We start from the raw sequence: 23264 nt of genomic DNA on the forward strand, positions 1-23264 counted from the left end.
CAGGAAGCGGCCGCTTAAGTTTATGTAAAACTTGGCGGCCGCTTTTTTGTGCTTGGACGGCCGCGTTTAGGGCGTTCGGCGTTTAATGGTAGCGGCGCAGCCCCGATTTTTTCAGCGTGTGACAGCCATGCAAAAGCTGCGCCTGCCAGAAGAGTTGTTGCTTCTTCCGTAAACACCTGATGCGGATAATTATTGCCGTGCTGCAATTCAAAACTGTTGTCTTTAGCTACCCAGTAATCTCGCTGCACCCGCACAGCGGTAGCAAACAGCTGGGCGTCGACAGTAGCCAGCAGGCTAACTTTTGCAACCATGTCTGTATACGACTCTGCGGGAGTTTTTGCCCAGTTGTGTACTGCTTGAGCTCCAGCCTCAGTCACGCTAAGCAGCTGCAAACCGTCGGCTGTTGCGCCAGTTGTTGTTACAAGGCCTTCGCTCTGGAGACGGTCGAGTGTTGAATAAATCTGACCGGTGTTTAGCTTGTGCCCGCTGCGACACAAAATCTCGCTTCCAAGCTGTGACCCATAGGCGTCACCGAGAGTTAGAAGCGAGATCAGAGCGTGCTTTACAAAGGACATTAGACGCTGCGGAACGCAACCACCGCATTGTGCCCACCGAACCCGAAACTGTTGCTAATCGCAAGCTGTGGGCCATCTCCCAGCGGCAGCCGCTGATCGCTGATGGTGAGCGGGATTTCTGGATCCTGCGTGCCTGTATTGATAGTTGGCGGGGCCTGACGGTCGCCGAGGGCGAGCACTGTAAACACTGCTTCAAGTGCGCCGGTGCCGCCCAACAGGTGCCCGGTTGCGCCTTTAGTGGCAGAGACCGGAATATCGTTCACACGCTCACCAAATACCCGCTTTAACGCAGTGTATTCAGCAATATCGCCCACTGGTGTGCTGGTTGCGTGAGCGTTGATGTGAGTGACATCATCTGCCGTTGCGTCAGCCTGCTGCAGTGCGAGTGCGACAGCGCGTGCAGCGCCACGGCCTTCAGGGTCGTTTGCGGTGATGTGGTAAGAGTCAGCTGTTACACCGCCGCCAGCAAGTTCAGCGTAAATTTTTGCGCCGCGCGCTTTTGCGTGTTCTTCTGTTTCGAGTACGAGAGCGGCAGCGCCCTCACCCATCACGAAGCCGTCACGGTCAATCGCGTACGGGCGTGACGCTGTTGCCGGGTCATCATTGCGGGTTGAAAGCGCGCGCATCGAGGCAAATGAGGCGACTGTGATTGGGTGAATTGCGCTCTCGGTGCCGCCGGCAATCACAATATCGGCTTTACCCGCGCGCAGATTTTGCAGTGCGTTAGCGATAGATTCAGTGCTCGAAGCGCAGGCGGAAGCGACTGTGTGCGCGTATGCACGAGCTTCGAAGTGCATAGAGATTGCTGCGGATGCTGCATTGGGCATCAGCATGGGCACAGTCATTGGCATAACACGACGGGGGCCGCTCTCGCGCAGCGTATCCCACGCATTGAGCAGACTCCAGACACCGCCGATACCGGTTGCGAAGTCAACTCCGAAACGTTCAGGGGCGACCTCTGGGCTTCCCGCATCTGCGAATGCCTCCATAGCTGCTATGAGGGCAAACTGGCTTGCAGGGTCGAGACGTTTTGCGACGGGCCGCTCGAGCACCTCTTCCGGGCGCACAAGTGCCTCAGCCGCAAATCGCACAGGGAGATTGTATTGCTCAACCCACGGATGGGTGAGTGTTTGCACACCAGACTTTCCAGCATTCAAGGCTGCCCAGGTATCCCTAACATTGCCTCCGAGTGGGGTGGTCGCACCGATACCTGTAACTACTATCTTGGTCAATTTTTTCTCCAGCTGTGCAGTAAAAGTTATGGGAAGGTGTGCAATAAAAGTCTTAAATATGTGCGCCGTGGCAGTCACTAATCAAGTGACTGCCACTTCGGCACATCAATTAGATTGAACTGTATTTAAGATGCGTTAACGATGTAGTTAACCGCATCGCCAACAGTCTTGAGGTTCTTAACCTCATCGTCTGGGATGCTAACGCCAAACTTGCCCTCAGCGTTAACGACGATGGTCATCATTGAGATTGAGTCGATGTCAAGGTCATCCTGGAATGATTTTTCGAGAGCCACAACCTCTGGCGCGATGCCAGTTTCGTCGTTGATCAGCTCTGCGAGGCCAGCAAGTACCTCTTCGTTGCTAAGTGCCATTTGATTTCTCCTTTAATTTATTGAGTCTGAGCTTTCTCAAACCCAAGCTTTTTAATTTTACGGTAGACGTACTACCTGTGCCGCGTATGCAAGTCCTGCACCAAAACCGATCTGCAGTGCGAGCCCGCCGGAAGCTTCTGGATGCTCCTCAAGGAGGCGGTGCATTGCCAGCGGAACTGATGCAGCGGAAGTGTTGCCGGTTTCTGCAATATCGCGCGCAATAAGAACATGGTCTGGCAGACCAAGCTGCTTTGCAAATTCGTCGATAATACGCATATTCGCTTGGTGGGGAACGAACGCCGTTAGATCTTCTGCGGTAACACCGGCGGTTTCGAGAGCCTCCCTGGCCACTTTTGCCATCTCCCACACTGCCCAGCGGAAGACGCTCGGGCCGTCTTGGCGGAGGGTTGGCCATTCAGCAACACCATCACGGAACTCCGTGAGCGTTGCGTTCATGCCCACTGCACCCGCACGCCCCCCGTCGGAACCCCAAACACTCGCGCTAATACCTGGATTGTCTGTCGGGCCAAGCACTGCTGCGCCAGCGCCATCACCCAATAGGAATGAAATAGTGCGGTCGGTGGGATCAACAAGGTCAGACAGTTTTTCTGCGCCAACAACAAGGGCGTATGTTGCCTGCCCCGCACGAATTAAAGAGTCAGCCTGCCCGATCGCGTAGCAGTAGCCGGCGCATGCAGCGTTGGCGTCAATTGCCGCGGCCGGAGTTGCGCCAACTCGATCGGCGAGCACAGTTGCTATTGAAGGGGTTTGCTGCACGTTACTAATGGTTGCGACAATTACCAGGTCGATTTTGCTCGGGTCGATACCTGATTTTGCAATCGCCTCCTGTGCCGCAGCGGTCGCAAGATCGACTGCAAGAACATCTTTACCTGCGCGTTTGCGGGTGACGATTCCGGTGCGCTGCCGAATCCACTCATCTGAAGAGTCGATTGCAGCAACCAGATCATCATTGGCGACCGTGTTTTCCCCGCGGGCGGCGCCCATAGCAAGGATCTCGGAACCCTTAGGTCCGTTTGTTTGCTTCAGTGTTAGTGTCATGCTACTTCTCTCTAACTCGATCACCGTGTTTAAGCTGCGGCTGTGCTTGCTAGTTCTGCTACAAACGCGGTTACATCGTCAGGACTGTTAATTTTTTCGGTTTGCACTCCGTTTAAGCCGCGGCGTGCAAGACCCGCGAGTGCACCGCTTGGTGCGCACTCGACAAACAGTTTTGCGCCCTGCTCGGCGAGTGTCTTCATGCACAGATCCCAGCGCACCGGCGCAGCAACCTGGTGTACTAGCAGATCAAGATATTCTTTTCCGCTGGTAACTGCTGATCCGTCCTTGTTTGTGAGAATTGGATACACCGGATCGTTAGCGGCAAACTGATTGCGGTTTGCAGAAAGTGTTTCACGCGCGCCGCTCATCACCTCTGTGTGAAAAGCGCCGGCCACCTGAAGTGGGATCACACGTGCTTTTTCAGGAGGATCAGCTGTAAGAGCCTTAACACCGGTAACCAGCCCCGCAGCAACAATCTGACCGCCGCCGTTGTAGTTAGCCGGAGCCAGACCGTGTTCGGTGAGCTTTTCGAGCACTGTATTTTCTTCTCCGCCTAAAACAGCAGCCATCCCTGTTTCGGCGACAGCAGCGCACTTCTGCATTTCGTTTGCGCGTAGCGAAACAAAACGGACGGCGGTTTCCGCGTCGAATATTCCGGCACCGTAGGCCGCGGTAATTTCGCCCACAGAATGGCCTGCAAAAACAAGCTGCTCTTTGATTTTCTGTGCGAGAGTCGGATCAAGCCTGTCAAGCTCTGAGTTGAGCTTATTGATTGTGAGCACGCCGGCAGCGACAATCAGTGGTTGCGCAATGTTCGTGGCGCGAATGGTTTCTGCGTCGCTTTCGGTGCCGTGCTGCACTAGGTCTATGCCGATCTGTTCTGAAACCTCACGCAGCCAAGCAGCCGAAGACGCATCTTTTAGCCACTCGCTGAGGAAACCTGGTGTTTGAGACCCCTGACCGGGGCATGCAATGACAATCACATAACTAGTTTTACAGATACTCCCTGAAAAACTTAGCAATTTAAGGCTAAAGATTTTAGAAATTGTTAGAGGTTATCTACAATGTATGACGGTTGTTTGCGCTGCTCATCTTTTTGCGCGGCATCTGGCTGATCTCCCCAAGCACCAGCGCAGTGTGCAGCGTGAATGCGTCGCGAGCTTCGGTGGGCTGCCACCCGATAAGTTCGTAGATTCGTTTCAAACGGTAGCGCACCGTATTAGTGTGCACGTATAGCACCCGCGCGGTTGCTTCTAGTGAGCGACCCTGCGCGAGATATGTGCGCAGTGTTGGCAGCAGCTCGCCTGAGGCTTCTGAAAGTGGCTTGTATGCGCGCAAGAGCAGAGTTTGTTTTGCGAGCGGATCGCCGGCGATTACCCGTTCTGGGAGTAGATCATCGGCGTGTATGGGGTAGTGCACTTCGGATCTTGCGGCGGCTACGGTTATGCCGTTGAGTGCTGCGCGAGCGCTGATGTGCGCCTTTACAAGTGATTCTACGGTGGGGCCGAGCACAATCGGATCATCGGTAAAGAACTGTTTGAGATCGTTTGTGAGTGACTTAAATCGCTGCGATGCTGTGGGTTCATCCTGTTTTTCAAGCACTCCGAGCACAAGCACCAATCGCGTGCCCTGCAGCCCTATCAAAACGTCACAGTGGTGTTTGCGCACTTCGCGCCGTAACTCATCAATATCAAGACTGCGATCGGCTGAGCCAACCACAACTGCAGCCTCACCCTGACCGTTCCAGCCGAGTGCTGCAATGCGACTCGGCAGCTCATCATCTGAGGTGCCGGTGATAATGGAATCTACTATAAGTGCCTCAAGACGTGCATCCCACAAGCCGCGCACTTCTGCGGCACGCGCATAAACTTGCGCAGCAGCAAAAGCAACTTCGCGGCTGAATAGCAGTGTCGTCTCGCGCAGAGCGGGGCTCTTTTTGGCAACACGTTCTTCAATCACAGTGACAACGATCTGGGTCATTTGGAGGGTTTGCTGGAGGCTCACTGATTGCAGCAACTCTCGCGGTGCGTTACCAAAAATTAGGCCCGTTACCTGCTTAAAGTCGTTTGGATTCTCGTACCAGTGAATAAAAGAGTCGATACCTGATTGCACTACGACTGTTAGTAGTTGGCGGCGCCGGGATGGCGTGCCGGCAAACCAGGGCAGCTCTGTCTGCATACGCCGCACAGAAAGCTGTGCCATCTCGCCAGCCACTTGACGCAACCACTTCAGTTCGGAGAGCTTTGTTTGCTCGAGCTGAGTGGACATAGCTACCTCCTGCGACAGCGTTGTGTTTAAAGGTCGAACCGGTAGAGCAAAGGGTGGCTACTGTCTCGCAATCTGAGATGCGTGACGAACCGTATATTCGGTTGGTTTTACCGCGTAGCGATAAGGGCGATACGGGGGAGACGCACCTCGCCTCTCCTTTGATCTGCCGGTAGCGTTGCCTCATAATTCTACACCGTCTATGACTGCAACACTGGCGCAGGCTGGTGAGTATTGTATTCAGCTTGGGTTGCGTCTGCCCCGCAGGGTAATCGGGGGTCGGCGTCGGTGTCGGGTCGCCCTGTTCAGCCGGTGCCGGTTGATGATTTGGAGCGTGTTGTGGCGGTTTATGAGTTGAAAGGAGGAAAAATGGCTAAAAAAGACAAAAAGAAAGACCAGAGCGCGCTAATCTCAGCAGTCGGAACATTGCTCATCGGACTAGCCGCCCTGGTCTCGGCCATCGGGGATCTAATTAGATAACCGATACGTGTGGGAGGGGGAAACCCTCCCACACACCTAAAACTATACTCTAGCCATTAAAACAAAAATGAAAACACTATCACCAATTCTCGCAGCTTTTGCAGGCATTCTTGCGTTAACTGGCTCTGAGCCGGGAATCGTGGCTGCTTGGTGTTTTATCGCCGCTTGTTTAGGTATCTCAGTAAAAGACAAGGAAAAATAATAATGATCCGCTATCTATCAACAACCGATATAGCAGACCGCCTAGGCATTACAGCTGGCGCTATACGACATTACAAGCTACCTGAACCTGACGCAATGATAGGGCGCGTGCGCGGGTGGCTACCCGAAACAGTGGACGACTGGAACGAGAATCGGCCGGGGCGCGGCAACTGGCGCAACCAACAAGCCGAGACACAAGAATAATTTTCTCACTGCCTATGTTAGGTAGTGTGCCCGTCTAGGGTTGGCTGTAGGGCCTTCTCTAGGCGGGGCTGTCTACTTTGATTTGTTGTTTTGCGGCGAGGGTTTCTAGTTGTTCTAGGTGCATTGTGTATCCCCGGTTGGTGGTGTGGTTTTTTCGGGGTTTAGTTTATTTGGGGGGTGTATGGGTTTATAACGGGGTTAAGTTTTGGGTGGGGTTGCTTGTTTTTAGTTAAAACTTAATTCCGTGCGCAAAATGGCGGGGGTTATTCTGCGTGTTGGTCCCATTGTTGGGTGAGGGCGTGGTCGTGGTCTGTCATTGTTTGTGCGGCGAGGGCGTATTCTTCGCCGGTTTGGTTTCGTTAGCTTCGTGTGCTGTAGTTGTTTCCGCGCCTTTGGGCGTGGTGTTTTGGGCGTCCCGCAATACTTGCCAGTCTTTTAGGCCGAGGGGTGCGCAAAGTGCGGGCAGTTCGTCAATCATTAGGGGCCGGTTTTTGCGCATCACGTGAGAAAGTCTGGTTAGGGAGATGCCGGAAGCGGCGGCTAGTGCCCTTAGTGACATGTCTTTATCGTGTTTTGTGTCGTTGATTATGTCTATTAGTGCTGAGTTGAGGTGTCCCACCCCTAGCTGTTGTTTGCCCATAATCAAAGCGTACCTATAATGCAACACGCCGAGCAAGTTTAGAGAATTTGCGTTTCGTTTAAAGAACGGTAGGGTTATATTAAATGATCCGCTATAGGAACACTAGGGAGAATAAATGAGTTTAGCTGCAGAGGTTAAAGTATTGGCGCTCCGCTCAGGGAAAACGCTTAAAGAAGCTGCAGAACATATGGGTATAGCGCGAGTAACGCTTTATAAAAAGCTTCGTGGGCTGTCGCCGCTCACGGTAGACGACTTGCAGGAGCTCGGGGCATTTTTTGAGACTGAGCCGCTGGAACTTTACCGGCACAGACTAGAAGAAAAGAAAACGCCCGCAGCGTTAGCCACGGGCGACGGCAACTAGAAAGAAAGAAAAAAGATGCCAAACAACATCATACCGTCCACACCAAACGAAACAACAAACAAAGGTGCCGGACTAGTTATCAAACTACCAAAAGAATTACCGACAATGCTAACCCCTAAACAAGTAGCGCAAGAGACAGGCATATCAGTCTCAGTGCTCTACAGATGGCGGGAAACATCACGCAATGGCCGGCTTAAAGGTATTCCTTTTATTCAGACTGGCTACGGTGGGAGAAGTTAGAAAACTTGGGGAAGTGTTTAACATCCCGGCAGTAGTCTCCGCAGCACGGTTAGTAAGCGAACTAGACATGTCGGTAGCGACATTACGTAAATATTTAGATTTACCCGTTATACGCGTAGGGGCTAAGCCCCGTTATAGGCGCGTTCTGATGTGGTCGCATGCTTGCGAGTAAAACCATAAAACGGCTAAAGCAATGCAACAAAAATGTGAAAATCCCCGGAAAAGCTATTGATTTTCCGGGGATTTTCACACACTTCCAAAGGCTTAGTGCCTAAACCCTAAAGGGTTTAGGACGCCGCCCCTGTTCGTTAGCGACAAATAATGCAAGCTAAGCGTTGCTGACCAAAGCTTAAGCGTCACCACCAGCGCTACCGGTTGTGCCGGCCTTGACATCTTTCAGCCTGTACTTATCGAATGCTTCGCGTGGCACAGCTCGATCGATCTTGCCCTGCGCGGCCAAACGCTGCAGCACCTTCACAACAACAGACTCACGGTCAATGCCGAAATAGCGTCGCGCTGCCGCGCGAGTATCAGAGAAGCCGAAACCGTCAGCACCCAACACAGAGTAATCGTTTGGAACAAACTTGCGGATCTGCTCAGGCACCGCGGTCTCAAAGTCACTAACCGCAACTACAGGCCCCTCAGCGTCAGCAAGCTTCTGCGTCAGATACGCCTTAGGCGCTGGTTGATCTGGGTTCATAAACTCTTGCTTCTCGGCGCGCAAACCGTCGCGGTAAAGCTCAGACCAGCTGGTAACGCTCCAGACATCTGCGCTCACACCCCAGTCTTTCGCGAGTAGTTTAGACGCCTCAATCGCCCAATGCACCGCAACACCAGAAGCAAATATCTGCGCCTTTTCACCGCTTGCGTCAGAAGTGTGCACTCGGTGAATACCCTTCACAATGCCCTCAACATCAACATCTGCAGGCTCAGCCGGTTGCGAAACAGGTTCATTGTAAACAGTGAGATAGTACATAACGTTCGGATCCGGGTGCTTACCGCCATACATACGCTCAATACCGGATTGCACAATATGTGCGATCTCATAGCCGTAGGCGGGGTCGTATGTGACCACAGCCGGGTTGGTTGACGCTAAGAGAGGTGAGTGCCCGTCAGCGTGCTGCAGACCTTCGCCGGTCAGTGTGGTGCGCCCGGCGGTTGCACCAATAACAAAACCACGCGCCATCTGATCACCGGCAGCCCAGAACGCATCTCCGGTGCGCTGGAAGCCAAACATCGAGTAGAAGATATACACAGGGATCATCGGCTGACCGTGTGTGGCATAGGAGGTGCCAACCGCTGTAAAGGCGGCGAGACCGCCGGCCTCGTTAATGCCAACGTGCAGGATCTTCCCCTGCGGGCTCTCTTTATATGCGAGCAGCAGATCGCGGTCTACAGAAACGTAGTTCTGACCCTGCGGGTTGTAGATCTTCGCACTCGGGAAATATGAGTCCATGCCGAAAGTACGAGCCTCATCAGGAATCACAGGCACGATCCGCTCACCCCAAACAGGATCACGCATCAAATCTTTCAGCATGCGCACAAAGGCCATCGTGGTCGCAGCCTTCTGTGTGCCAGAACCCTTCTTCGCAATCGCATAACCCTTCTTATCGGGCATCGCCAAATCGATGTGGCTTGCGCTGCGGCTGGGCAGGTAGCCGCCGAGCGCCCGACGCCGCTCGTGAATGTACTTAATGACTTCACTGTCAGCATCTGGACGGTAGTACGGCGGCAGGTATGGGTTTTCCTCTAGCTGTGCATCGCTGACCGGAATATGCATGGTGTCGCGGAAGAGTTTTAGATCGTCCAGCGTCATCTTCTTCATCTGGTGGGTTGCGTTGCGACCCTCAAAGTGCGGGCCGAGACCGTAACCCTTAATAGTGTGCGCAAGGATCACAGTTGGGCGGCCCTTGTGCTCGACAGCAGCCTTGTATGCCGCATAAACCTTGCGATAGTCGTGACCACCACGACGCAAACCCCAAATCTGGTCGTCAGTGTAATCTTCAACCAGTTTCAGTGCGCGCTCATCACGACCGAAGAAGTTCTGCCGGACGAAGAGACCAGACTCAGCCTTGTAAGTTTGGAAGTCGCCGTCAGGGGTGGTGTTCATGAGGTTCAGCAGCGCTCCCTCGGTGTCGCGCTTCAGCAGATCGTCCCATTCGCGACCCCAGATAACCTTGATAACGTTCCAACCCGCACCCCGGAAGAACATCTCAAGTTCCTGAATGATTTTGCCGTTACCGCGCACAGGGCCGTCAAGCCGCTGCAGGTTACAGTTGATCACAAAAGTGAGATTGTCAAGACCTTCGTTCGCAGCAACCTGCAGCTGACCACGGCTCTCAACCTCGTCGAGCTCACCGTCGCCCAAGAAAGCCCACACATGCTGATCGCTGGTGTCTTTAATGCCGCGGTTCGTTAAATACTTATTAAACTGCGCCTGATAGATCGCATTGATTGGGCCGAGACCCATAGACACTGTCGGGAACTGCCAGAAGTCGGGCATCAAGCGTGGGTGCGGGTAGCTTGGCATGCCGCCACTGTGATGCGACACCTCTTGACGGAAACCGTCAAGCTGATCCGCCGAGAGACGCCCCTCAAGGAATGCGCGAGAGTACATGCCCGGAGATGCGTGACCCTGCATAAAGATCTGATCGCCGCCGCCTGGGTGCTCAGCGCCGCGGAAGAAGTGGTTAAACCCAACCTCGTAAAGAGACGCTGCTGAGCCGTAAGTTGAGATGTGCCCGCCAACTTCGATACCAGGACGCTGCGCACGGTGCACAAGCATTGCTGCGTTCCAACGGATATATGAGCGGTATTCGCGTTCCAGCTGCTCATCGCCCGGGAACTCTGGCTCATTTTCAGTGGCGATGGTGTTGATGTAGTCAGTGGTAGGAATCTGTGGCACATTTAGATGCAGCTCACGTGACCGAGCCAACATGCTGCTCATAATTTCACGAGCTCGACCCGGGCCGCGCTGCGCTACCAGATCATCAAGGGATTCACGCCATTCCGCTGTTTCTTCTGGATCCTGATCGGGGGTAGCCGGTGCATAAGGATCTTCAGTGTTAATAGGCATTGTGCTCCTAAGTTCAACGTTGGAAAGTTAAGTTTGTGACTGCCCATTTGGGTAACAAACCAACTCTTTAAGCCTACTACCTGTTTCAGTGGATAGCCTGGGGTTGTTCAACAATAGTTTGACCTTTAGCCAGTTGGTTTTATACAAAAGTAGGTTGTGTTTGTTTCGACAAAAATTTGCGGGACGGATCGGCGAGCATCTGCCGCGTTTCACACTGCCAAGCGCCACAGGTGCGCCAAGCCCTCTAGGAACCTCGCGTAACGGTGCAGAGGTGGGCGATGATCCTAAAGCCGTTTTTCTAGTGTTTATTCCGCGCGCTTTCACACCGGTTTGTGCGCAAGAACTGCAGGAGCTGACAGCGCACCAGCCAGAATTTTTAGAGCGTGGCGTCCGGCTGCAGGTTGTCACCTGCGATGAGATCGAGGTGCTGGCCTCATGGGCAGCGCAGCATGGTGTGCGTGACAGTGTCGACTTTGAGCTGCTCTCAGACGCGAAGCCGCGGGGGAGGGTGGCGCGGAAGTTTGCTGCATACAATCCGGTTGCTAAACATGCGACCCGCACCACTGTGCTTGTTGTGGGTGACGGAGAGATCATCGATCGTTTTAGCTCAGCGCCGAGCCGCGCGCGAGAGATTACGCGCTACTTCAAAGCGTTAGAGCTTTTATCGACACGCCGAAAATAGCTTGCTTGCATTGGTTTTTAAAACCGTGTTATAGTTTTCGAGTTGTCAAAAACAACAAGCGCCTGTAGCTCAGTTGGTTAGAGCACTTGGTTTACACCCAGGGGGTCGGGAGTTCGAGTCTCTCCGGGCGCACTGAAACTAAAAAGAAAAGTCCGGCTGAGCCGGACTTTTCTTTTTATCCCGTTTTAAGCGCGGGTGACAATAACAGTGGTCGGGAGCTGCTGTAGCACTCCGTGGCTGACGCTACCGAGCAGCAAACGAGATAGTGCGTTGCGGCCGCGGCTTCCAACAACGACCGCGGCGGCGTCCTGACCGGCCTCAACAAGCGCGCTGACAGGCGGTGCCTGCACCACCTCACGCACAATCTCAAGATCGGGGAAGCGTTCTTTAACACCCGCGGTGCCGATAGCGAGGGCCTCTTGCGCTTTTTCTTCCTGCTCCTGAATCAGCTCTGGACTCCACAGAAATTCAATACCGGGAGTAAGCGGCGTCATCCAAGCATAGATAGCGTGCAGCGGCACACCGAGTGTGGCGGCCTCTGCTGCGGCCTTCTCAACAGCCTTAACAGATGCGTCAGAGCCATCAACACCAACAACAACACCCTTAGTTGGGCGTACCGGCTTCTCAAGCGGAATTACAGCGACGGGGCAGTGTGCAGCCGCTGCGATCTTCACCGCCCGTGTGCCAAAGAACGTGCCTGCGAGTCTGCTGCCGTGGTGTGCGCCGAGAATGATTAAGTCTGCACGCTTTGAAGCCTTCTCTAGCTCACCAACAGGGTTGCCAACGATCGCATTGCCGGTAATTGTGCCTTCGAATCCAAGTGTGCGTGCGTGCTCGGCCTCTGCTTTAAGCAGTTTCTCACCAGCTGCCTGCGCGTCGGAGACGAAAACAGGTGTCTCAGAAAGGAAGGAGTCGTCGGCGACGTAGAGCAGCTCGACATCCGCCTTATGCGCTGCTGCCCGTTCAAGCCCCCACGCAAGAGCGCGATGGCTCTCTTCTGATCCGTCTACGCCGATAATATATTTCTCTGCCATTGTCATCTAATTTCTTGATTAATCTGTTGTTGGTCAGCAGGTGCCAGAATCTGGCTACTTCGCTGGGATATGCGCCGGGTGATTACCGGCCATTTTTTCAATGACGCGCACAACCTGTGAGCTGTATCCGAACTCATTGTCGTACCACACGTAGAGGATCGCGGTTTTACCGCTCACCTGAGTTGCCAGACCGTCAACGATTCCTGCGCGGCGCTCACCAACAAAGTCGGTAGAGACAATCTCTGGTGATTCCACATAGTTAATTTGTGAACGGAGCTCACCGGTCAGTGAAACTTCCTGCAGCAGACTGTTAATTTCTTCGCGAGTGATATCTTTTTCAAGCTGCAGATTGAGAATTGCGAGGGAGACGTCAGGGGTTGGCACACGAATCGCGCTACCGCTGAGCTTGCCAGCAAACTCGGGCAGTGCCTTCGCGACCGCTTTTGCTGCGCCCGTCTCAGTGATGACCATGTTTAGCGCCGCACCGCGACCACGCCTATCGCCCTTGTGGAAGTTGTCGATGAGGTTCTGATCATTGGTGTAGCTGTGCACTGTTTCAACATGACCCTGAGTGACTCCGTAGGCGTCATTAACAATCTTTAATACTGGAGTGATCGCATTGGTTGTGCAGCTTGCTGCAGAGATAATCTTGTCGTCATCGGTAATGACATCGTGGTTGATGCCGTACACAACATTCTTGAGGTCGCCCTTGCCGGGTGCGGTTAGAAGCACGCGCGCAACACCTTTTGACTGCAGGTGCTGGCTTAGGCCTTCCGCATCACGCCAGCGGCCTGTGTTATCAACCACAATTGCGTCTTTAATGCCGTACTGTTCGTAGTCTACGGTTGCTGGATCGTTAGAGTAGATGACCTGAATGCGCACACCGTTGGCAATAATTACGTCATTTTCAGCATCGATAGAGATAACACCGTTGAAGGGGCCGTGCACTGAGTCGCGCCGCAACAGATTGGCGCGTTTTTCGAGATCGTTCTCACTAGCTTTGCGCACCACAACAGCGCGGAGATTGAGACCGCGCCCGCTGCCGGTGTGATCAATCAGAATGCGGGCGAGTAGCCGGCCGATCCGCCCAAAACCGTAGAGCACAACATCTGTGCCGTTGCCAGTTGCTGCGTTGGCATTAGAAATCTCTTTGCGCAGATACTCGGTAACATCCCCCGTGCCAACCTCGCGCAGCACCTTTGCAATATCTAAGGAGACAGGTGCGGGGTTTAATTCTGTCAGAGCTTTAACGACGGCAGCGGTCTGCGCAAGCGGTAGCTCAGCGTCTTCAATGTGTCGCACAGCGCGGTGACTGCGCACTATTTCAATCGGGCTCTGACCCACTAAAGAAGCGCCGTAAACCGAGAGCACAACATCATTCTCGCGGTACAGTTTGCCAATCTGAGGCACCAGCTCTTCAGCAAGCGCAATTTTTGTGTTCCAGCTTTCGAGATGATCTTTTGCAGTGGTAGTCATGAAGTTACTTTCCTAGCATCGAAGGTGAAACCGGCCTGCCCGCCGCAGCCAGCTTTGGCTGTATTAAGTATCCCAAATTTCTCTGTGTTTCGCGCTCAGACAGGCTAAAGTTTAGGTACTGCTTCAAAATTGAAAGAGGGTCATATGAAAGCCAGCAGAGAACAGCAGTTGGCGCTGCTTGAGCTAGCCAAACTCGACACCGAAGTTGCTAGACACAATCGCAGCCTGAAGCAGCTACCTCAAATTGCCAAATTGCGGGAGTTAGAGACGCAGGCAGCTACGGCACGCGCGCACTATCTTGAGGCCCAGCGCGCTTTGGAAGCTGCTGAGGTGCAAGAAAAACGCACCAGCGATGACATTGAAACTGTGCTGAAACGCCTTACACAAGACGAGAAGCGGCTCACAGCAGCTAGCGACGCGAAGCTTGCACAGAATCTGCAGCACGAGATCGCCACTCTATTAACGCGGAAAGAAAACTTAGAGCTGCAAGAGCTCGAGCTTGGCGAGATTACTGCAGACGCTCAAAAAAACCTTGCAGAAACTAAAGCGGTGCTCGATGCCATTGCAACGCAGGGGAAAGAGACGCAGCAGGAGGCTAAGGCGGCTGCGGCTGAAATTCGCGCGCAGCTAGAGGCAACACAGGAAGAGCGGCTGAATAAAGAAACGCGTATTCCAAAAGAGCTGCTGACAGAGTATGAAGAAATGCGTGGCCGCACAGGCATTGGAGCGGCGGCACTTCGCAACGGTGTTTCTGAGGCGAGCAATATGAAACTGTCACCGGGTGAGCTTGCTGAAATCAATGCGATACCTGAAGACGAGATCATTTATGATCCACAAACCGGTGTCATCCTGGTGCGCATCTAAATTCTTAACGCTAAGCTAGAGCGTGGAACGGGTTGGTGAGACAATCGCGTCGCAGTTAAACGCAAGTGAGACTGCGCCGAGGAACGTCCGGGCTCCACAGGGGAGAGCGGTGGGTAACGCCCACCCGGGGTGACCCGCGAGAAAGTGCAACAGAGAGTAGACCGCCAGTGTTTTGCTGGTAAGGGTGAAAGGGTGGTGTAAGAGACCACCAGCGATTGCGGTGACGCAGTCGGCTAGGTAAACCTCGCTCGGAGCAAGACCATGCAGAAAACGCTAACAGACTCCCCGTCGAGTTTTCGGGTAGGTTGCTAGAGCCTGCTGGCAACAGTAGGCCGAGATAGATGATTGTCACGACGTCTAGCGCGTCGCACAGAACCCGGCGTATGATCCGACCCGTTCCGTACTAGTCTTAGTAGTGTCTAAATTTCATCTGGAGGGCACGCTAATGACAGCAGAAGACTGGGGTGTAGAGACCGGCGAAGAGTACTGGTACAACACACAGACCGGTGAGGTTGAAAAAGGGAAACTCTCCCCGTCTGTGTATCGCGTTGGGCCTTTTCCAACCGCTGCTGAAGCGCAGGCCGCGCCTGACAAGCTGCAGCAGCGAGCAGATGCTTGGAAAGCCGAAGAAGCTGAAGAAGACGACTGGGGCCGGGCATGACAAAACAGCGTGACTTTGTTTTACGCACGATAGAAGAACGCGGAGTTCGCTTTGTCAGGCTCTGGTTTACTGATATCGGCGGCGGTCTAAAATCCGTTGCGCTCGCACCCACCGAAGTGGAGAGCGCGTTTACTGAGGGAATCGGTTTTGATGGCTCAGCGATTGAGGGGCGCACACGCGCTTTTGAATCTGACTTCCTCGCCGTTCCCGATCCTTCCACCTTCCAACTACTGCCGTGGCGCGGTGAAATTGAACCAACCGGCCGCATGTTTTGCGATCTGCTCACACCGAACGGCGAAGCGGCGGTGTCAGATCCGCGGCAGGTTTTAAAGCGACAGTTAGAACGGGCGAGCGAAAAAGGGTTCACGCTATACGCACACCCTGAGATCGAGTTCTACCTGTTAGAGAAAGAGCTTGACGCAAACGGTGTGCCGATTCCGGTAGACGGCGCAGGCTTCTTCGACAATGTTCCCGGTGGCTTGGCGCATGACTTTCGACGCGCAAGCGTTGCAATGCTCGAAGATCTCGGGATAGCTGTCGAGTTTAGTCACCATGAGGGCGGCCCGGGGCAGAACGAAATTGATCTTCGCTACACCGATGCGCTGACAATGGCAGACAACATTATGACGTTTAGAACCGTCATCAAAGAGGTGGCTATTGCGCAGGGGGTGCGCGCAACCTTTATGCCCAAGCCTTTCCGCGACCAACCCGGCAGCGGTATGCACACCCATCTCTCGCTATTTGAGGGCGATCAGAATGCATTTTTTGATCCGGGTGCAAAGTATCAGCTATCGATTATCGGTCGGCGTTTCATGGCTGGGATTCTGGAGCACGCTGCTGAAATTACCGCGGTCACCAATCAGTTTGTGAACTCTTACAAGCGACTGTGGGGTGGTGGCGAAGCTCCGCCATATATCTCCTGGGGGCACCTCAACCATTCCGCGCTCATTCGTGTGCCGATGTATAAACCAGGCAAAGGCGGATCCGCGCGTATTGAGTATCGTGCGCTGGATCCCGCCGCGAACCCGTATCTTGCGTATGCTGTGCTGCTTGCGGCAGGTTTGAAGGGCATCGAAGAAGAATACGAACTGCCGCCGGAAGCTGAAGAGAATGTCTGGGATCTCTCACGAGCTGAACGCCGCGCACTCGGCCTGACACCGCTGCCCGGGTCGTTAGGTGAAGCGCTGCAGGTGATGGAGCGGTCTGAGCTTGTCGCTGAAACACTGGGTGAGCAGGCTTTTGCTTATTTCCTGCGTGAAAAACGTCGCGAAAATGAAGAGTACCGCAGTCAGGTTACGAAATGGGAGCTAGAACAGAACCTTGACCGTCTCTGAACAGGTAACGCTGTCTGAACTCGCGCGAGCTGGTTTCGCCGAGTTGAGCAGTGCGCGTGAGGCGCTTGCAGAGTTAAGCAACCTGACGAGCACTGATATTAGAAACCTACTAACGGCTTTCGCACGAGCTGGCGATCCAGACTCCGCGCTCCGGCTTGTGCGGGAGCATCTCGAACGCCACCCCGGCAGGTTTAGTGAGCTATCCGGTCTCGAATGGGAGCGACTTGCGCTGCTGTACGGGGCATCAGAAGGTCTGGCGCAGTTTTGGCAGCGGAACCCGGCAAGTCTGCTGCCGCTGCTGTCACGCGGCGGCGCAATTAGGTCAGCCCAAACCTACCGAGATGAGTTGCTCAGCGCCGTTGAGAGCGGTGAAACAGCTGCAATCCCGGTGCTCACCCCGGAACTGCAGCAGCGTTTGCGCGACAATCCGGAAGCTTGGGAAGAGCCTATCGATCGTAAAGTTAGGGCCGGTGAGGCGGGCTGGTCGGCTCTGCGTATCAGGTATCGCCAGTTGCTCGCCGAAATTACCCTCGCAGATCTTGAAGCTGCGGATCCCACTCTGCTGTTTTCTGAGGTGTCACGCGCACTGTCCGACCTTGCCGATGCTGCTTTAGAAGCTGCAATGTTGGTCGCTCGCGCAACACTAGCCGCCGGTGGTGGTTCCGGCATCCCGATACCTGCTGAGCACGCGCGCAAAGCACCCCTCGCAGTGATAGCGATGGGTAAGTGCGGTGCCCGAGAACTAAACATAGTTTCTGATGTTGATGTGCTGTTTGTGACCGATAGCGCAGCAAGTGATATCGGAACCGATGATTTATTGCGCGCCACAACGCGAATAGCGGGTGAAACCATGCGCGCGATCGGCGCTCCGAGCTTTGAGCCGCCGCTGTGGGAGGTTGATCCCAATTTACGCCCGGAGGGTAAAGACGGTGCACTTGTGCGCACAGTTGATTCCTATCTCAATTATTACGATCGGTGGGCGCAGTCGTGGGAGTTTCAAGCGCTCTTAAAGGCGCGCTATTCTGTTGGCGATGAGCGGATCGGAACACAGTTTATTGCAGCGGTTACTCCGCTCATCTGGGCAACAAAGGATCGCCCCGATTTCGTGGGCAGTGTGCGACGAATGCGTGAGCGCGTCACCGAAAACATAGATATCGCAGATATTGATTACCAGATCAAGTTGGGGCCTGGGGGCCTGCGTGACGTTGAGTTTAGTGTGCAACTGTTGCAGTTGGTGCACGGCGCACACGATGAGTCGCTGCGTCTGAGATCGACATTAGACGCGCTAACAGCACTCGTGCAGGGCGGCTATATCGCACGCGCAGACGGCGAAGAGTTGAGCAACTCATACCGGCAACTGCGTGTGTGGGAGCATCGGCTGCAGCTTCGCCACCTGCGGCGCACAGCACTCATGCCTAGAGAGCATGAACCGCAGCGTGTGCTTGCGCGCACCAGCGGCTACGGAAATGCTGAGGCGCTGGTTACCGCCTGGGAAAAAATCAAACAGCGGGTGCGCAGTCTGCACATCAAAATTTTCTATGCACCGTTGCTCAGCGCAGTAGCCCAGTTGCAGGGTGAGGATCTCCTCTTAACCGCCGATGCCGCCCGCGATCGCCTACAGAGTATTGGATTTAAGGATCCGCAAGGCGCGTTACGCCATCTCCAAACACTCACCGCAGGAACCAGCAGAAGGGCGCAGATCCAACGCAATCTGCTCCCGGTATTGCTGCAGTGGCTGGGGGAGGGCGTAAACCCTGATGCGGGGCTGCTAGCGTTTAGAAGAATTAGTGAAGCAAACGCTGAACAGCCCTGGTATTTACGCCTATTGCGTGATGGCACAGAAGCGGCTGAACGGTTAACGCGTGTGCTCTCCGGCTCACGCTTCGGGGCTGATCTGCTCGAAAAAATGCCAGAGTGTGTCGCCTGGCTGGAAGACGACAGTCGGTTACAGCCTCTTGCAAGCAGCGCGATCACAGAGGAAATGAACGCGCTCGCCACCCGCAGAGAAACTATTGAAGCCGTTGTTGAGGCGGTGAAGCGTGTGCACAGACGCGAGATATTACGTCTTGTGCTGTCTCGTTTGGTGGGAGTGACAGACGAAAAACAGAGCGCCGCAGGGCTTGACGCCGCACACACCGCGCTGTTGAGTGTGCTGCTCACCCAGATTCAAAGATTTACCCCCGGCGCCGACAGTTTAAGGATCGCACTAATTGCTATGGGGCGCTACGGCGGTGGTGAACTCGGTTTTGCAAGCGACCTAGATGTTATAGCGGTGTATGGGGCACCAGAAGGGGTCGAGGGTGCGGCGAGTATCGCACAGACAGTTGTAGCAACTTTGCGGCAGCTGGTATCTGATCCGCTCACCGGCACAGAACTCGATCTAGATTTACGCCCGGAAGGGAAAAACGGATCGCTTGTGCGCAATCTTACGGGTTACCGCAACTACTATGAAAAATGGTCGCTCACCTGGGAAGCGCAAGCGCTATTACGGGCCCGCTTCGTTGCCGGTGATAAAACTTTGGCGGCAGAATTCTTCGAAATCGCAGATGCTGTGCGCTACCGTGACTCCTTCGGCAGTGAACAGTTGCGGGAAGTGCGAAAGCTAAAGGCCCGCATGGAGACCGAACGCCTGCCACGCGGGGCACAACCCCGCAGGCATTTAAAACTTGGGCCAGGTGGAGTCTCGGACACCGAATGGTTGGTGCAGCTGTGGCAGATGCAGCACGGGCTAAAAGTGCCGGCTCTGCGCACTGTGGAAACACTTGCGGCTTTGGAAGCGGCTGTGCAAGCGGGGATTTGTTCGGCTGCTGACGCTAGAGTTTTGCGCACCGCTTGGGAGCTGGCGAGTCAATTGCGATCCGCAATTATGCTGTGGGAGGGGCGCGCATCTGACACGCTACCGACTGATCGACACGCATTAGCCGGTATCAGTTGCATCCTCGGGTTTGATCCCGCTCACACCACTGAGTTAGAGGAAGCCTGGTTTAGCGCTTCACGTCGCGCCAGGCAGGTGTTTGAAGAACAATTCTTTGGTGCTCGCTTATAGATTAAAGTCCCGCCAGCGTCTTAGTTTCCAGCTGGCGGGACTTTAATCTAGTGCATTAGATGGAGTAGTAGAGCTCGAACTCTCCCGGTGTTGGCAGAGCAGCTAAGCGCTTTAGCTCTTCCTCTCGTTTGTAATCGATCCAAGTCTGAATTAGCTCTTCGGTGAAGACCCCACCCTCAAGCAGGAAGTCGTGGTCGTTCTCAAGCTCCACGAGTGCCTCCTCCAGAGAGCCCGGTAGCTGTGGAATAGCTTTTGCTTCCTCTGGTGGCAGTTCGTACAGATCCTTATCAATTGGTGCCAGCGGCTCAATACGATTACGGATTCCATCGATACCGGCCATCAGCTGGGCGGCGAAGCTGAGGTAGGGGTTAGAAGCACCGTCGGGAGCTCTAAACTCTATCCGCTTTGCTTTCGGGTTGGATCCGGTGATCGGGATGCGCACACAAGCTGAGCGGTTGCCGGCAGAGTATGCAAGGTTTACCGGCGCCTCAAAGCCTTTAACAAGACGGCGATAGCTGTTTGCGGTTGGGTTAGTAAAGGCAGCCAAGGCTTTCGCGTGCTTTAGAATGCCGCCAATGTACCACCGTGCGGTGTCGCTCAGGCCTGCGTAACCGTTCTCATCGTAGAAAAGTGGTTCGCCGCCCTTCCAGAGTGACATGTGCACGTGCATGCCGGAGCCGTTGTCGCCGGCAACTGGTTTTGGCATGAATGTAGCGCTCTTGCCCCAGAGTTCTGCAGTATTTTTTACCACATATTTAAACTTTAGAACGTCATCTGCTGAGCGCACTAGCGTGTTAAAACGGTAGTTAATCTCAGCCTGGCCCGGTGCCCCAACCTCGTGATGTGAGCGCTCAACAGTAAGACCGGCCTCCATGAGACGCACCGAAATGTCGTCACGCAGATCCGCCTGCTTGTCTACCGGTGCTACTGGGAAGTAGCCACCCTTAAGCGGTGTGTAGTGCCCCTGATTATTGCCGTTTTGATGCTCGTAGCTGTTCCAGATTGCCTCATCTGAATCAATCTCATACCCGGATGCGTTTGGGAGGTTTCTAACCCGTACCGAGTCAAAAATATAAAACTCCGCCTCTGGTGCGAAGTATGCGGTATCTCCGATGCCGGTAGAGAGGAGATACTGTTCTGCCTTTTTAGCGACCTGACGCGGATCTTTGTGATAAATTTCGCCGGTGCGTGGATTGTAAATATCGCACACAACAATCAGTGTTTTTTCGTCACGGAACTGGTCTACATAGGCAGACGTGGGGTCTGGAATTAACTGCAGATCTGAGTTTGCAATGCCCTCGAAACCCGCGATCGAAGAACCGTCAAAAAGCTGGCCTGTTGTAAAAAAATCTTCGTCAAGATCCTGCGCCGGAACGTTGAAATGCTGCTGCACGCCGGGGAGATTGACGAAACGAATATCAACGAAGACAACATCGTTTTCTTTGATGTAGCTGAGCATTTCGGTCGAGGTTTTAAACATTGATTACTCTCCTATGAATTGAAGGGGCCGGCTAACTCGAGTAGCGGAATAAACCAGACTCAGCGTGGTTTTTGCCCAGCGAGCGAATGCATCCGGCACGTGTTTTAGATTACTCCGTTTTGACCGCGTCTGCTGACGACGAGCGGGGAAGCTTGAAATCACTGGAGCCTCGTATACTTGAGGGCATGGCAAGCAAGCAACAAGGGGTCAAGTTTGGTGATGTGTCACCGAGTAAATATCCCGGTGAGCGTTTAGGGTTGAACGAGTCTGGTGCGCGCTCTATCGGGCGGATCGGGCGCCGTTTGGGGGCAATTTTTGTTGATTGGGGTCTTGCGACTGCAATTGTCTACTGGCAGAGTGGTGGCCGAATTGAACCGCTGAACCAGTTAATCGTTTTTGCCCTAATGCAGATGGTTATGCTGCTGACTGTGCGCGGCTCAGTAGGACACTATATTTTTGGTCTCCGGCTGGCTTCAATCTATGCAGAAAAAGACGGCTATTTACAGTGGCTGTGGCGCCCGATTGTGCGCACACTGCTGCTGTGCCTTGTGGTGCCAGCTCTGGTCTGGGATAGTGACCAGCGCGGTTTTCACGACAAGATTGCCGGAACCGTGCTGATCCGCCCCTAATTTTTAGTGCCGCGCTGCAAGCTCGCGCAAATTTTAGCCCAGCAGTTAAAAGGCTTAGCGTGGTTTGCTTGGACGGCGCACCCGGTTGGGGTCGACACCCTTCGGAATACCAACTGGTGCGCCCTGCAGCGCCTGCAGCCGGTTGTGCACAACGGTTACTTCGTTGCGACGCAGTGCGCCCTTAAAGCGATAGATGGTCTTCGGCAGCTGGTGCAGTGGCACTTGCTCGGGGGTCTCGTTTCCAACGTACACGCGGTGCACCGGCACACTTGGCAGCGCACGTTTTACTTTCCGTTCTTCGTCACCCATGAGTCGCCCAAGCCGGTCGGGCCGCCCCTCACCGACGAGAACAACACCGGCCTTACCAACCGCACGGTAGACAGCGTCTTTTGTGCGCGCTGAAACAGCTGCCGGCACCTCTGAACCACGGTAGCTGCGACGCAGACCGTTCGCGAGCACCGCTCCAACAGCGCCAGGCTGCCCCTCAATCTGTGTGTAGATGACGCGCTCAGCTCGGCGCCCCAGCACAATCATCGCGGCGAGAATACCGGCCATAATGCCGGTTAGAGGCCACAGAATCCAAGAGACAATGCCCGCCCCTGGCAGGAGGATCGGCAGCGCGATTGCGATCAGAATCGGCGCGAGGAACCAGAACAGCAAAACAAAAGGCAGATTTTTGTCGTGCTGTTTGGTGGTCTTGTAGACCTGAATCATCTGTTTGATGCGACCCGGTTCGCGCTGCGTCTTTTCTTTAGCCATAACTTCTAGGATAGCTGAGCCAGCCCACATCAAGTGCTTTAGTTGGCAGACGTGGCGTGAGATAGTTCTCAAATTCTGCGGTTAAAATTTCTGACACCGACCATCTGGGATACTTGCCCTCAGAAAACTCTTCCGATATCGCAATTCGGCTTATCTTCGCAATATGCTCTATAAGGCGCGCCCCAGACACTTTGAGAGATTTTACGAGCCGAATAACGTCACTAACTGAGTATCCAGCGTGAGTGCACAGCTCGTCATGTTTGTGGCGCTTTTCGTCAGACCATTGGGCGATTTTGAGCGGCTGTTTTGGTAGTTTGCGATATGACAGGCACCCGTCACCGATACGCAGCTGCGCTGCAGTTAAGCCGCCATGACATGTTTGAACCTGCCCCGCCTCGATATGTTTGGTGACAGAGATTAGTATTCCGGCGAGATCAGCCGCATTTAAGAAACTTGTGGGGGAGCGCCGTTTTCTTTTCATAACACTCAGATTAAAAAACTGCAGCTGCACGGACTGTGCGCGAGCAATTTATGGTGGAAAACTCTCACCAACAGAGGTTGTTACAAACAAAAAGGTTGCGATCCCAAACGGTTA

22 protein-coding genes, 1 tRNA gene and 1 other RNA gene are annotated in these 23264 nt (G+C 54.1%); 11 read left to right on the plus strand and 13 right to left on the minus strand.

Annotation, left to right across the window (positions count from 1 at the left end):
* Window positions 1-20 precede the first annotated feature (20 nt).
* The 6 genes from HCQ99_RS00655 to HCQ99_RS00680 all read right to left on the minus strand — a co-directional run bounded on the left by HCQ99_RS00655 (window position 21) and on the right by HCQ99_RS00680 (window position 5505).
* The gene (locus HCQ99_RS00655; RefSeq protein ID WP_166984648.1) at window positions 21-575 is read right to left on the minus strand and encodes a PadR family transcriptional regulator; all 555 of its coding nucleotides are present in this window, start codon (window positions 573-575) and stop codon (window positions 21-23) included.
* Window positions 575-1807, minus strand: coding sequence for a beta-ketoacyl-[acyl-carrier-protein] synthase family protein (locus tag HCQ99_RS00660; protein ID WP_166984649.1), 1233 nt, complete (start codon window positions 1805-1807; stop codon window positions 575-577). The genes HCQ99_RS00655 and HCQ99_RS00660 overlap by 1 nt, the downstream gene beginning before the upstream one ends.
* Window positions 1808-1932: 125 nt before the next feature.
* The gene (locus HCQ99_RS00665) at window positions 1933-2178 is read right to left on the minus strand and encodes an acyl carrier protein (protein WP_166984650.1); all 246 of its coding nucleotides are present in this window, start codon (window positions 2176-2178) and stop codon (window positions 1933-1935) included.
* Window positions 2179-2235: 57 nt separating this feature from the next.
* Window positions 2236-3237 (minus strand): beta-ketoacyl-ACP synthase 3, encoded by a 1002-nt coding sequence (locus HCQ99_RS00670; RefSeq protein WP_166984651.1) that lies wholly within the window; start codon window positions 3235-3237, stop codon window positions 2236-2238.
* 29 nt (window positions 3238-3266) lie between these two features.
* On the minus strand, window positions 3267-4220 hold the full coding sequence (locus HCQ99_RS00675) for an ACP S-malonyltransferase (RefSeq protein ID WP_166984652.1): 954 nt from the start codon (window positions 4218-4220) through the stop codon (window positions 3267-3269).
* A gap of 76 nt (window positions 4221-4296) precedes the next feature.
* Window positions 4297-5505, minus strand: a complete 1209-nt coding sequence (locus HCQ99_RS00680) for a PucR family transcriptional regulator (protein WP_166984653.1) — start codon at window positions 5503-5505, stop codon at window positions 4297-4299.
* 681 nt (window positions 5506-6186) lie between these two features.
* Between HCQ99_RS00680 and HCQ99_RS00685 the strand changes: the two genes are divergently transcribed.
* Window positions 6187-6387: an XRE family transcriptional regulator gene (locus HCQ99_RS00685; RefSeq protein WP_208317133.1), complete on the plus strand. Its 201-nt coding sequence runs from the start codon at window positions 6187-6189 to the stop codon at window positions 6385-6387.
* A gap of 313 nt (window positions 6388-6700) precedes the next feature.
* On the opposite strand, the gene HCQ99_RS00690 is transcribed toward HCQ99_RS00685, so the two are convergent.
* On the minus strand, window positions 6701-7027 hold the full coding sequence (locus HCQ99_RS00690) for a helix-turn-helix domain-containing protein (RefSeq protein ID WP_166984654.1): 327 nt from the start codon (window positions 7025-7027) through the stop codon (window positions 6701-6703).
* A gap of 115 nt (window positions 7028-7142) precedes the next feature.
* On the opposite strand from HCQ99_RS00690, the gene HCQ99_RS00695 reads away from it, so the two are divergent.
* Window positions 7143-7388, plus strand: coding sequence for a helix-turn-helix domain-containing protein (locus tag HCQ99_RS00695; RefSeq protein ID WP_166984655.1), 246 nt, complete (start codon window positions 7143-7145; stop codon window positions 7386-7388).
* A 15-nt stretch (window positions 7389-7403) separates the two neighbouring features.
* A complete protein-coding gene (locus HCQ99_RS07035) occupies window positions 7404-7628 on the plus strand; it encodes a helix-turn-helix domain-containing protein (protein ID WP_424945203.1) in 225 nt (74 codons plus the stop codon).
* Between the two features lie 349 nt (window positions 7629-7977).
* On the opposite strand, the gene aceE is transcribed toward HCQ99_RS07035, so the two are convergent.
* Complete coding sequence (gene aceE, locus HCQ99_RS00700) at window positions 7978-10704, minus strand: pyruvate dehydrogenase (acetyl-transferring), homodimeric type (protein ID WP_166984656.1); 2727 nt, start codon at window positions 10702-10704, stop codon at window positions 7978-7980.
* A gap of 160 nt (window positions 10705-10864) precedes the next feature.
* On the opposite strand from aceE, the gene HCQ99_RS00705 reads away from it, so the two are divergent.
* On the plus strand, window positions 10865-11386 hold the full coding sequence (locus tag HCQ99_RS00705) for a redoxin domain-containing protein (RefSeq protein WP_166984657.1): 522 nt from the start codon (window positions 10865-10867) through the stop codon (window positions 11384-11386).
* A gap of 58 nt (window positions 11387-11444) precedes the next feature.
* Window positions 11445-11518, plus strand: a tRNA-Val gene (locus HCQ99_RS00710).
* A gap of 53 nt (window positions 11519-11571) precedes the next feature.
* On the opposite strand, the gene HCQ99_RS00715 is transcribed toward HCQ99_RS00710, so the two are convergent.
* Together HCQ99_RS00715 and HCQ99_RS00720 are read right to left on the minus strand one after the other, a co-directional pair.
* Window positions 11572-12420: a universal stress protein gene (locus tag HCQ99_RS00715; protein ID WP_166984658.1), complete on the minus strand. Its 849-nt coding sequence runs from the start codon at window positions 12418-12420 to the stop codon at window positions 11572-11574.
* 54 nt (window positions 12421-12474) lie between these two features.
* On the minus strand, window positions 12475-13896 hold the full coding sequence (locus HCQ99_RS00720; protein ID WP_166984659.1) for a glyceraldehyde-3-phosphate dehydrogenase: 1422 nt from the start codon (window positions 13894-13896) through the stop codon (window positions 12475-12477).
* 144 nt (window positions 13897-14040) lie between these two features.
* Here HCQ99_RS00720 and HCQ99_RS00725 point away from each other — a divergent pair, with 144 nt between their 5' ends.
* The 5 genes from HCQ99_RS00725 to HCQ99_RS00745 all read left to right on the plus strand — a co-directional run bounded on the left by HCQ99_RS00725 (window position 14041) and on the right by HCQ99_RS00745 (window position 19801).
* The gene (locus HCQ99_RS00725; protein WP_166984660.1) at window positions 14041-14760 is read left to right on the plus strand and encodes a zinc ribbon domain-containing protein; all 720 of its coding nucleotides are present in this window, start codon (window positions 14041-14043) and stop codon (window positions 14758-14760) included.
* A 28-nt stretch (window positions 14761-14788) separates the two neighbouring features.
* An RNA gene (gene rnpB / locus HCQ99_RS00730) (RNase P RNA component class A) lies at window positions 14789-15160 on the plus strand.
* Window positions 15161-15175: 15 nt separating this feature from the next.
* Entirely contained in the window at window positions 15176-15421 is a 246-nt protein-coding gene (locus HCQ99_RS00735; protein WP_243854753.1) for a hypothetical protein, read from the plus strand.
* On the plus strand, window positions 15418-16755 hold the full coding sequence (locus tag HCQ99_RS00740) for a glutamine synthetase family protein (RefSeq protein WP_166984661.1): 1338 nt from the start codon (window positions 15418-15420) through the stop codon (window positions 16753-16755). Before HCQ99_RS00735 ends, HCQ99_RS00740 begins: the two co-directional genes overlap by 4 nt.
* Window positions 16742-19801, plus strand: a complete 3060-nt coding sequence (locus HCQ99_RS00745; protein WP_166984662.1) for a bifunctional [glutamine synthetase] adenylyltransferase/[glutamine synthetase]-adenylyl-L-tyrosine phosphorylase — start codon at window positions 16742-16744, stop codon at window positions 19799-19801. The genes HCQ99_RS00740 and HCQ99_RS00745 overlap by 14 nt, the downstream gene beginning before the upstream one ends.
* A 55-nt stretch (window positions 19802-19856) precedes the next feature.
* On the opposite strand, the gene glnA is transcribed toward HCQ99_RS00745, so the two are convergent.
* Window positions 19857-21281 (minus strand): type I glutamate--ammonia ligase, encoded by a 1425-nt coding sequence (gene glnA / locus HCQ99_RS00750; protein ID WP_166984663.1) that lies wholly within the window; start codon window positions 21279-21281, stop codon window positions 19857-19859.
* Window positions 21282-21466: 185 nt separating this feature from the next.
* Here glnA and HCQ99_RS00755 point away from each other — a divergent pair, with 185 nt between their 5' ends.
* Window positions 21467-21910, plus strand: a complete 444-nt coding sequence (locus HCQ99_RS00755) for an RDD family protein (RefSeq protein ID WP_166984664.1) — start codon at window positions 21467-21469, stop codon at window positions 21908-21910.
* Between the two features lie 54 nt (window positions 21911-21964).
* On the opposite strand, the gene HCQ99_RS00760 is transcribed toward HCQ99_RS00755, so the two are convergent.
* Together HCQ99_RS00760 and HCQ99_RS00765 are read right to left on the minus strand one after the other, a co-directional pair.
* On the minus strand, window positions 21965-22669 hold the full coding sequence (locus HCQ99_RS00760) for a DUF4191 domain-containing protein (RefSeq protein WP_166984665.1): 705 nt from the start codon (window positions 22667-22669) through the stop codon (window positions 21965-21967).
* A complete protein-coding gene (locus HCQ99_RS00765; RefSeq protein ID WP_166984666.1) occupies window positions 22662-23150 on the minus strand; it encodes a hypothetical protein in 489 nt (162 codons plus the stop codon). Before HCQ99_RS00765 ends, HCQ99_RS00760 begins: the two co-directional genes overlap by 8 nt.
* Between the last annotated feature and the right edge of the window lie 114 nt (window positions 23151-23264).

This window comes from Canibacter zhoujuaniae (genome assembly GCF_011752015.1).
Taxonomy (GTDB): domain Bacteria; phylum Actinomycetota; class Actinomycetes; order Actinomycetales; family Microbacteriaceae; genus Canibacter; species Canibacter zhoujuaniae.

Excerpts from the sequence above, each read along its gene's own strand:
- HCQ99_RS00655 (WP_166984648.1), bottom strand. The coding sequence starts at position 575 with ATGTCCTTTGTAAAGCACGCTCTGATCTCGCTTCTAACTCTCGGTGAC.
- HCQ99_RS00665 (WP_166984650.1), bottom strand. The coding sequence starts at position 2,178 with ATGGCACTTAGCAACGAAGAGGTACTTGCTGGCCTCGCAGAGCTGATC.
- HCQ99_RS00670 (WP_166984651.1), bottom strand. The coding sequence starts at position 3,237 with ATGACACTAACACTGAAGCAAACAAACGGACCTAAGGGTTCCGAGATC.
- HCQ99_RS00680 (WP_166984653.1), bottom strand. The coding sequence starts at position 5,505 with ATGTCCACTCAGCTCGAGCAAACAAAGCTCTCCGAACTGAAGTGGTTG.
- HCQ99_RS00685 (WP_208317133.1), top strand. The coding sequence starts at position 6,187 with ATGATCCGCTATCTATCAACAACCGATATAGCAGACCGCCTAGGCATT.
- HCQ99_RS00690 (WP_166984654.1), bottom strand. The coding sequence starts at position 7,027 with ATGGGCAAACAACAGCTAGGGGTGGGACACCTCAACTCAGCACTAATA.
- HCQ99_RS00695 (WP_166984655.1), top strand. The coding sequence starts at position 7,143 with ATGAGTTTAGCTGCAGAGGTTAAAGTATTGGCGCTCCGCTCAGGGAAA.
- HCQ99_RS07035 (WP_424945203.1), top strand. The coding sequence starts at position 7,404 with ATGCCAAACAACATCATACCGTCCACACCAAACGAAACAACAAACAAA.
- aceE (WP_166984656.1), bottom strand. The coding sequence starts at position 10,704 with ATGCCTATTAACACTGAAGATCCTTATGCACCGGCTACCCCCGATCAG.
- HCQ99_RS00715 (WP_166984658.1), bottom strand. The coding sequence starts at position 12,420 with ATGGCAGAGAAATATATTATCGGCGTAGACGGATCAGAAGAGAGCCAT.
- HCQ99_RS00720 (WP_166984659.1), bottom strand. The coding sequence starts at position 13,896 with ATGACTACCACTGCAAAAGATCATCTCGAAAGCTGGAACACAAAAATT.
- HCQ99_RS00725 (WP_166984660.1), top strand. The coding sequence starts at position 14,041 with ATGAAAGCCAGCAGAGAACAGCAGTTGGCGCTGCTTGAGCTAGCCAAA.
- HCQ99_RS00740 (WP_166984661.1), top strand. The coding sequence starts at position 15,418 with ATGACAAAACAGCGTGACTTTGTTTTACGCACGATAGAAGAACGCGGA.
- glnA (WP_166984663.1), bottom strand. The coding sequence starts at position 21,281 with ATGTTTAAAACCTCGACCGAAATGCTCAGCTACATCAAAGAAAACGAT.
- HCQ99_RS00755 (WP_166984664.1), top strand. The coding sequence starts at position 21,467 with ATGGCAAGCAAGCAACAAGGGGTCAAGTTTGGTGATGTGTCACCGAGT.
- HCQ99_RS00760 (WP_166984665.1), bottom strand. The coding sequence starts at position 22,669 with ATGGCTAAAGAAAAGACGCAGCGCGAACCGGGTCGCATCAAACAGATG.
- HCQ99_RS00765 (WP_166984666.1), bottom strand. The coding sequence starts at position 23,150 with ATGAAAAGAAAACGGCGCTCCCCCACAAGTTTCTTAAATGCGGCTGAT.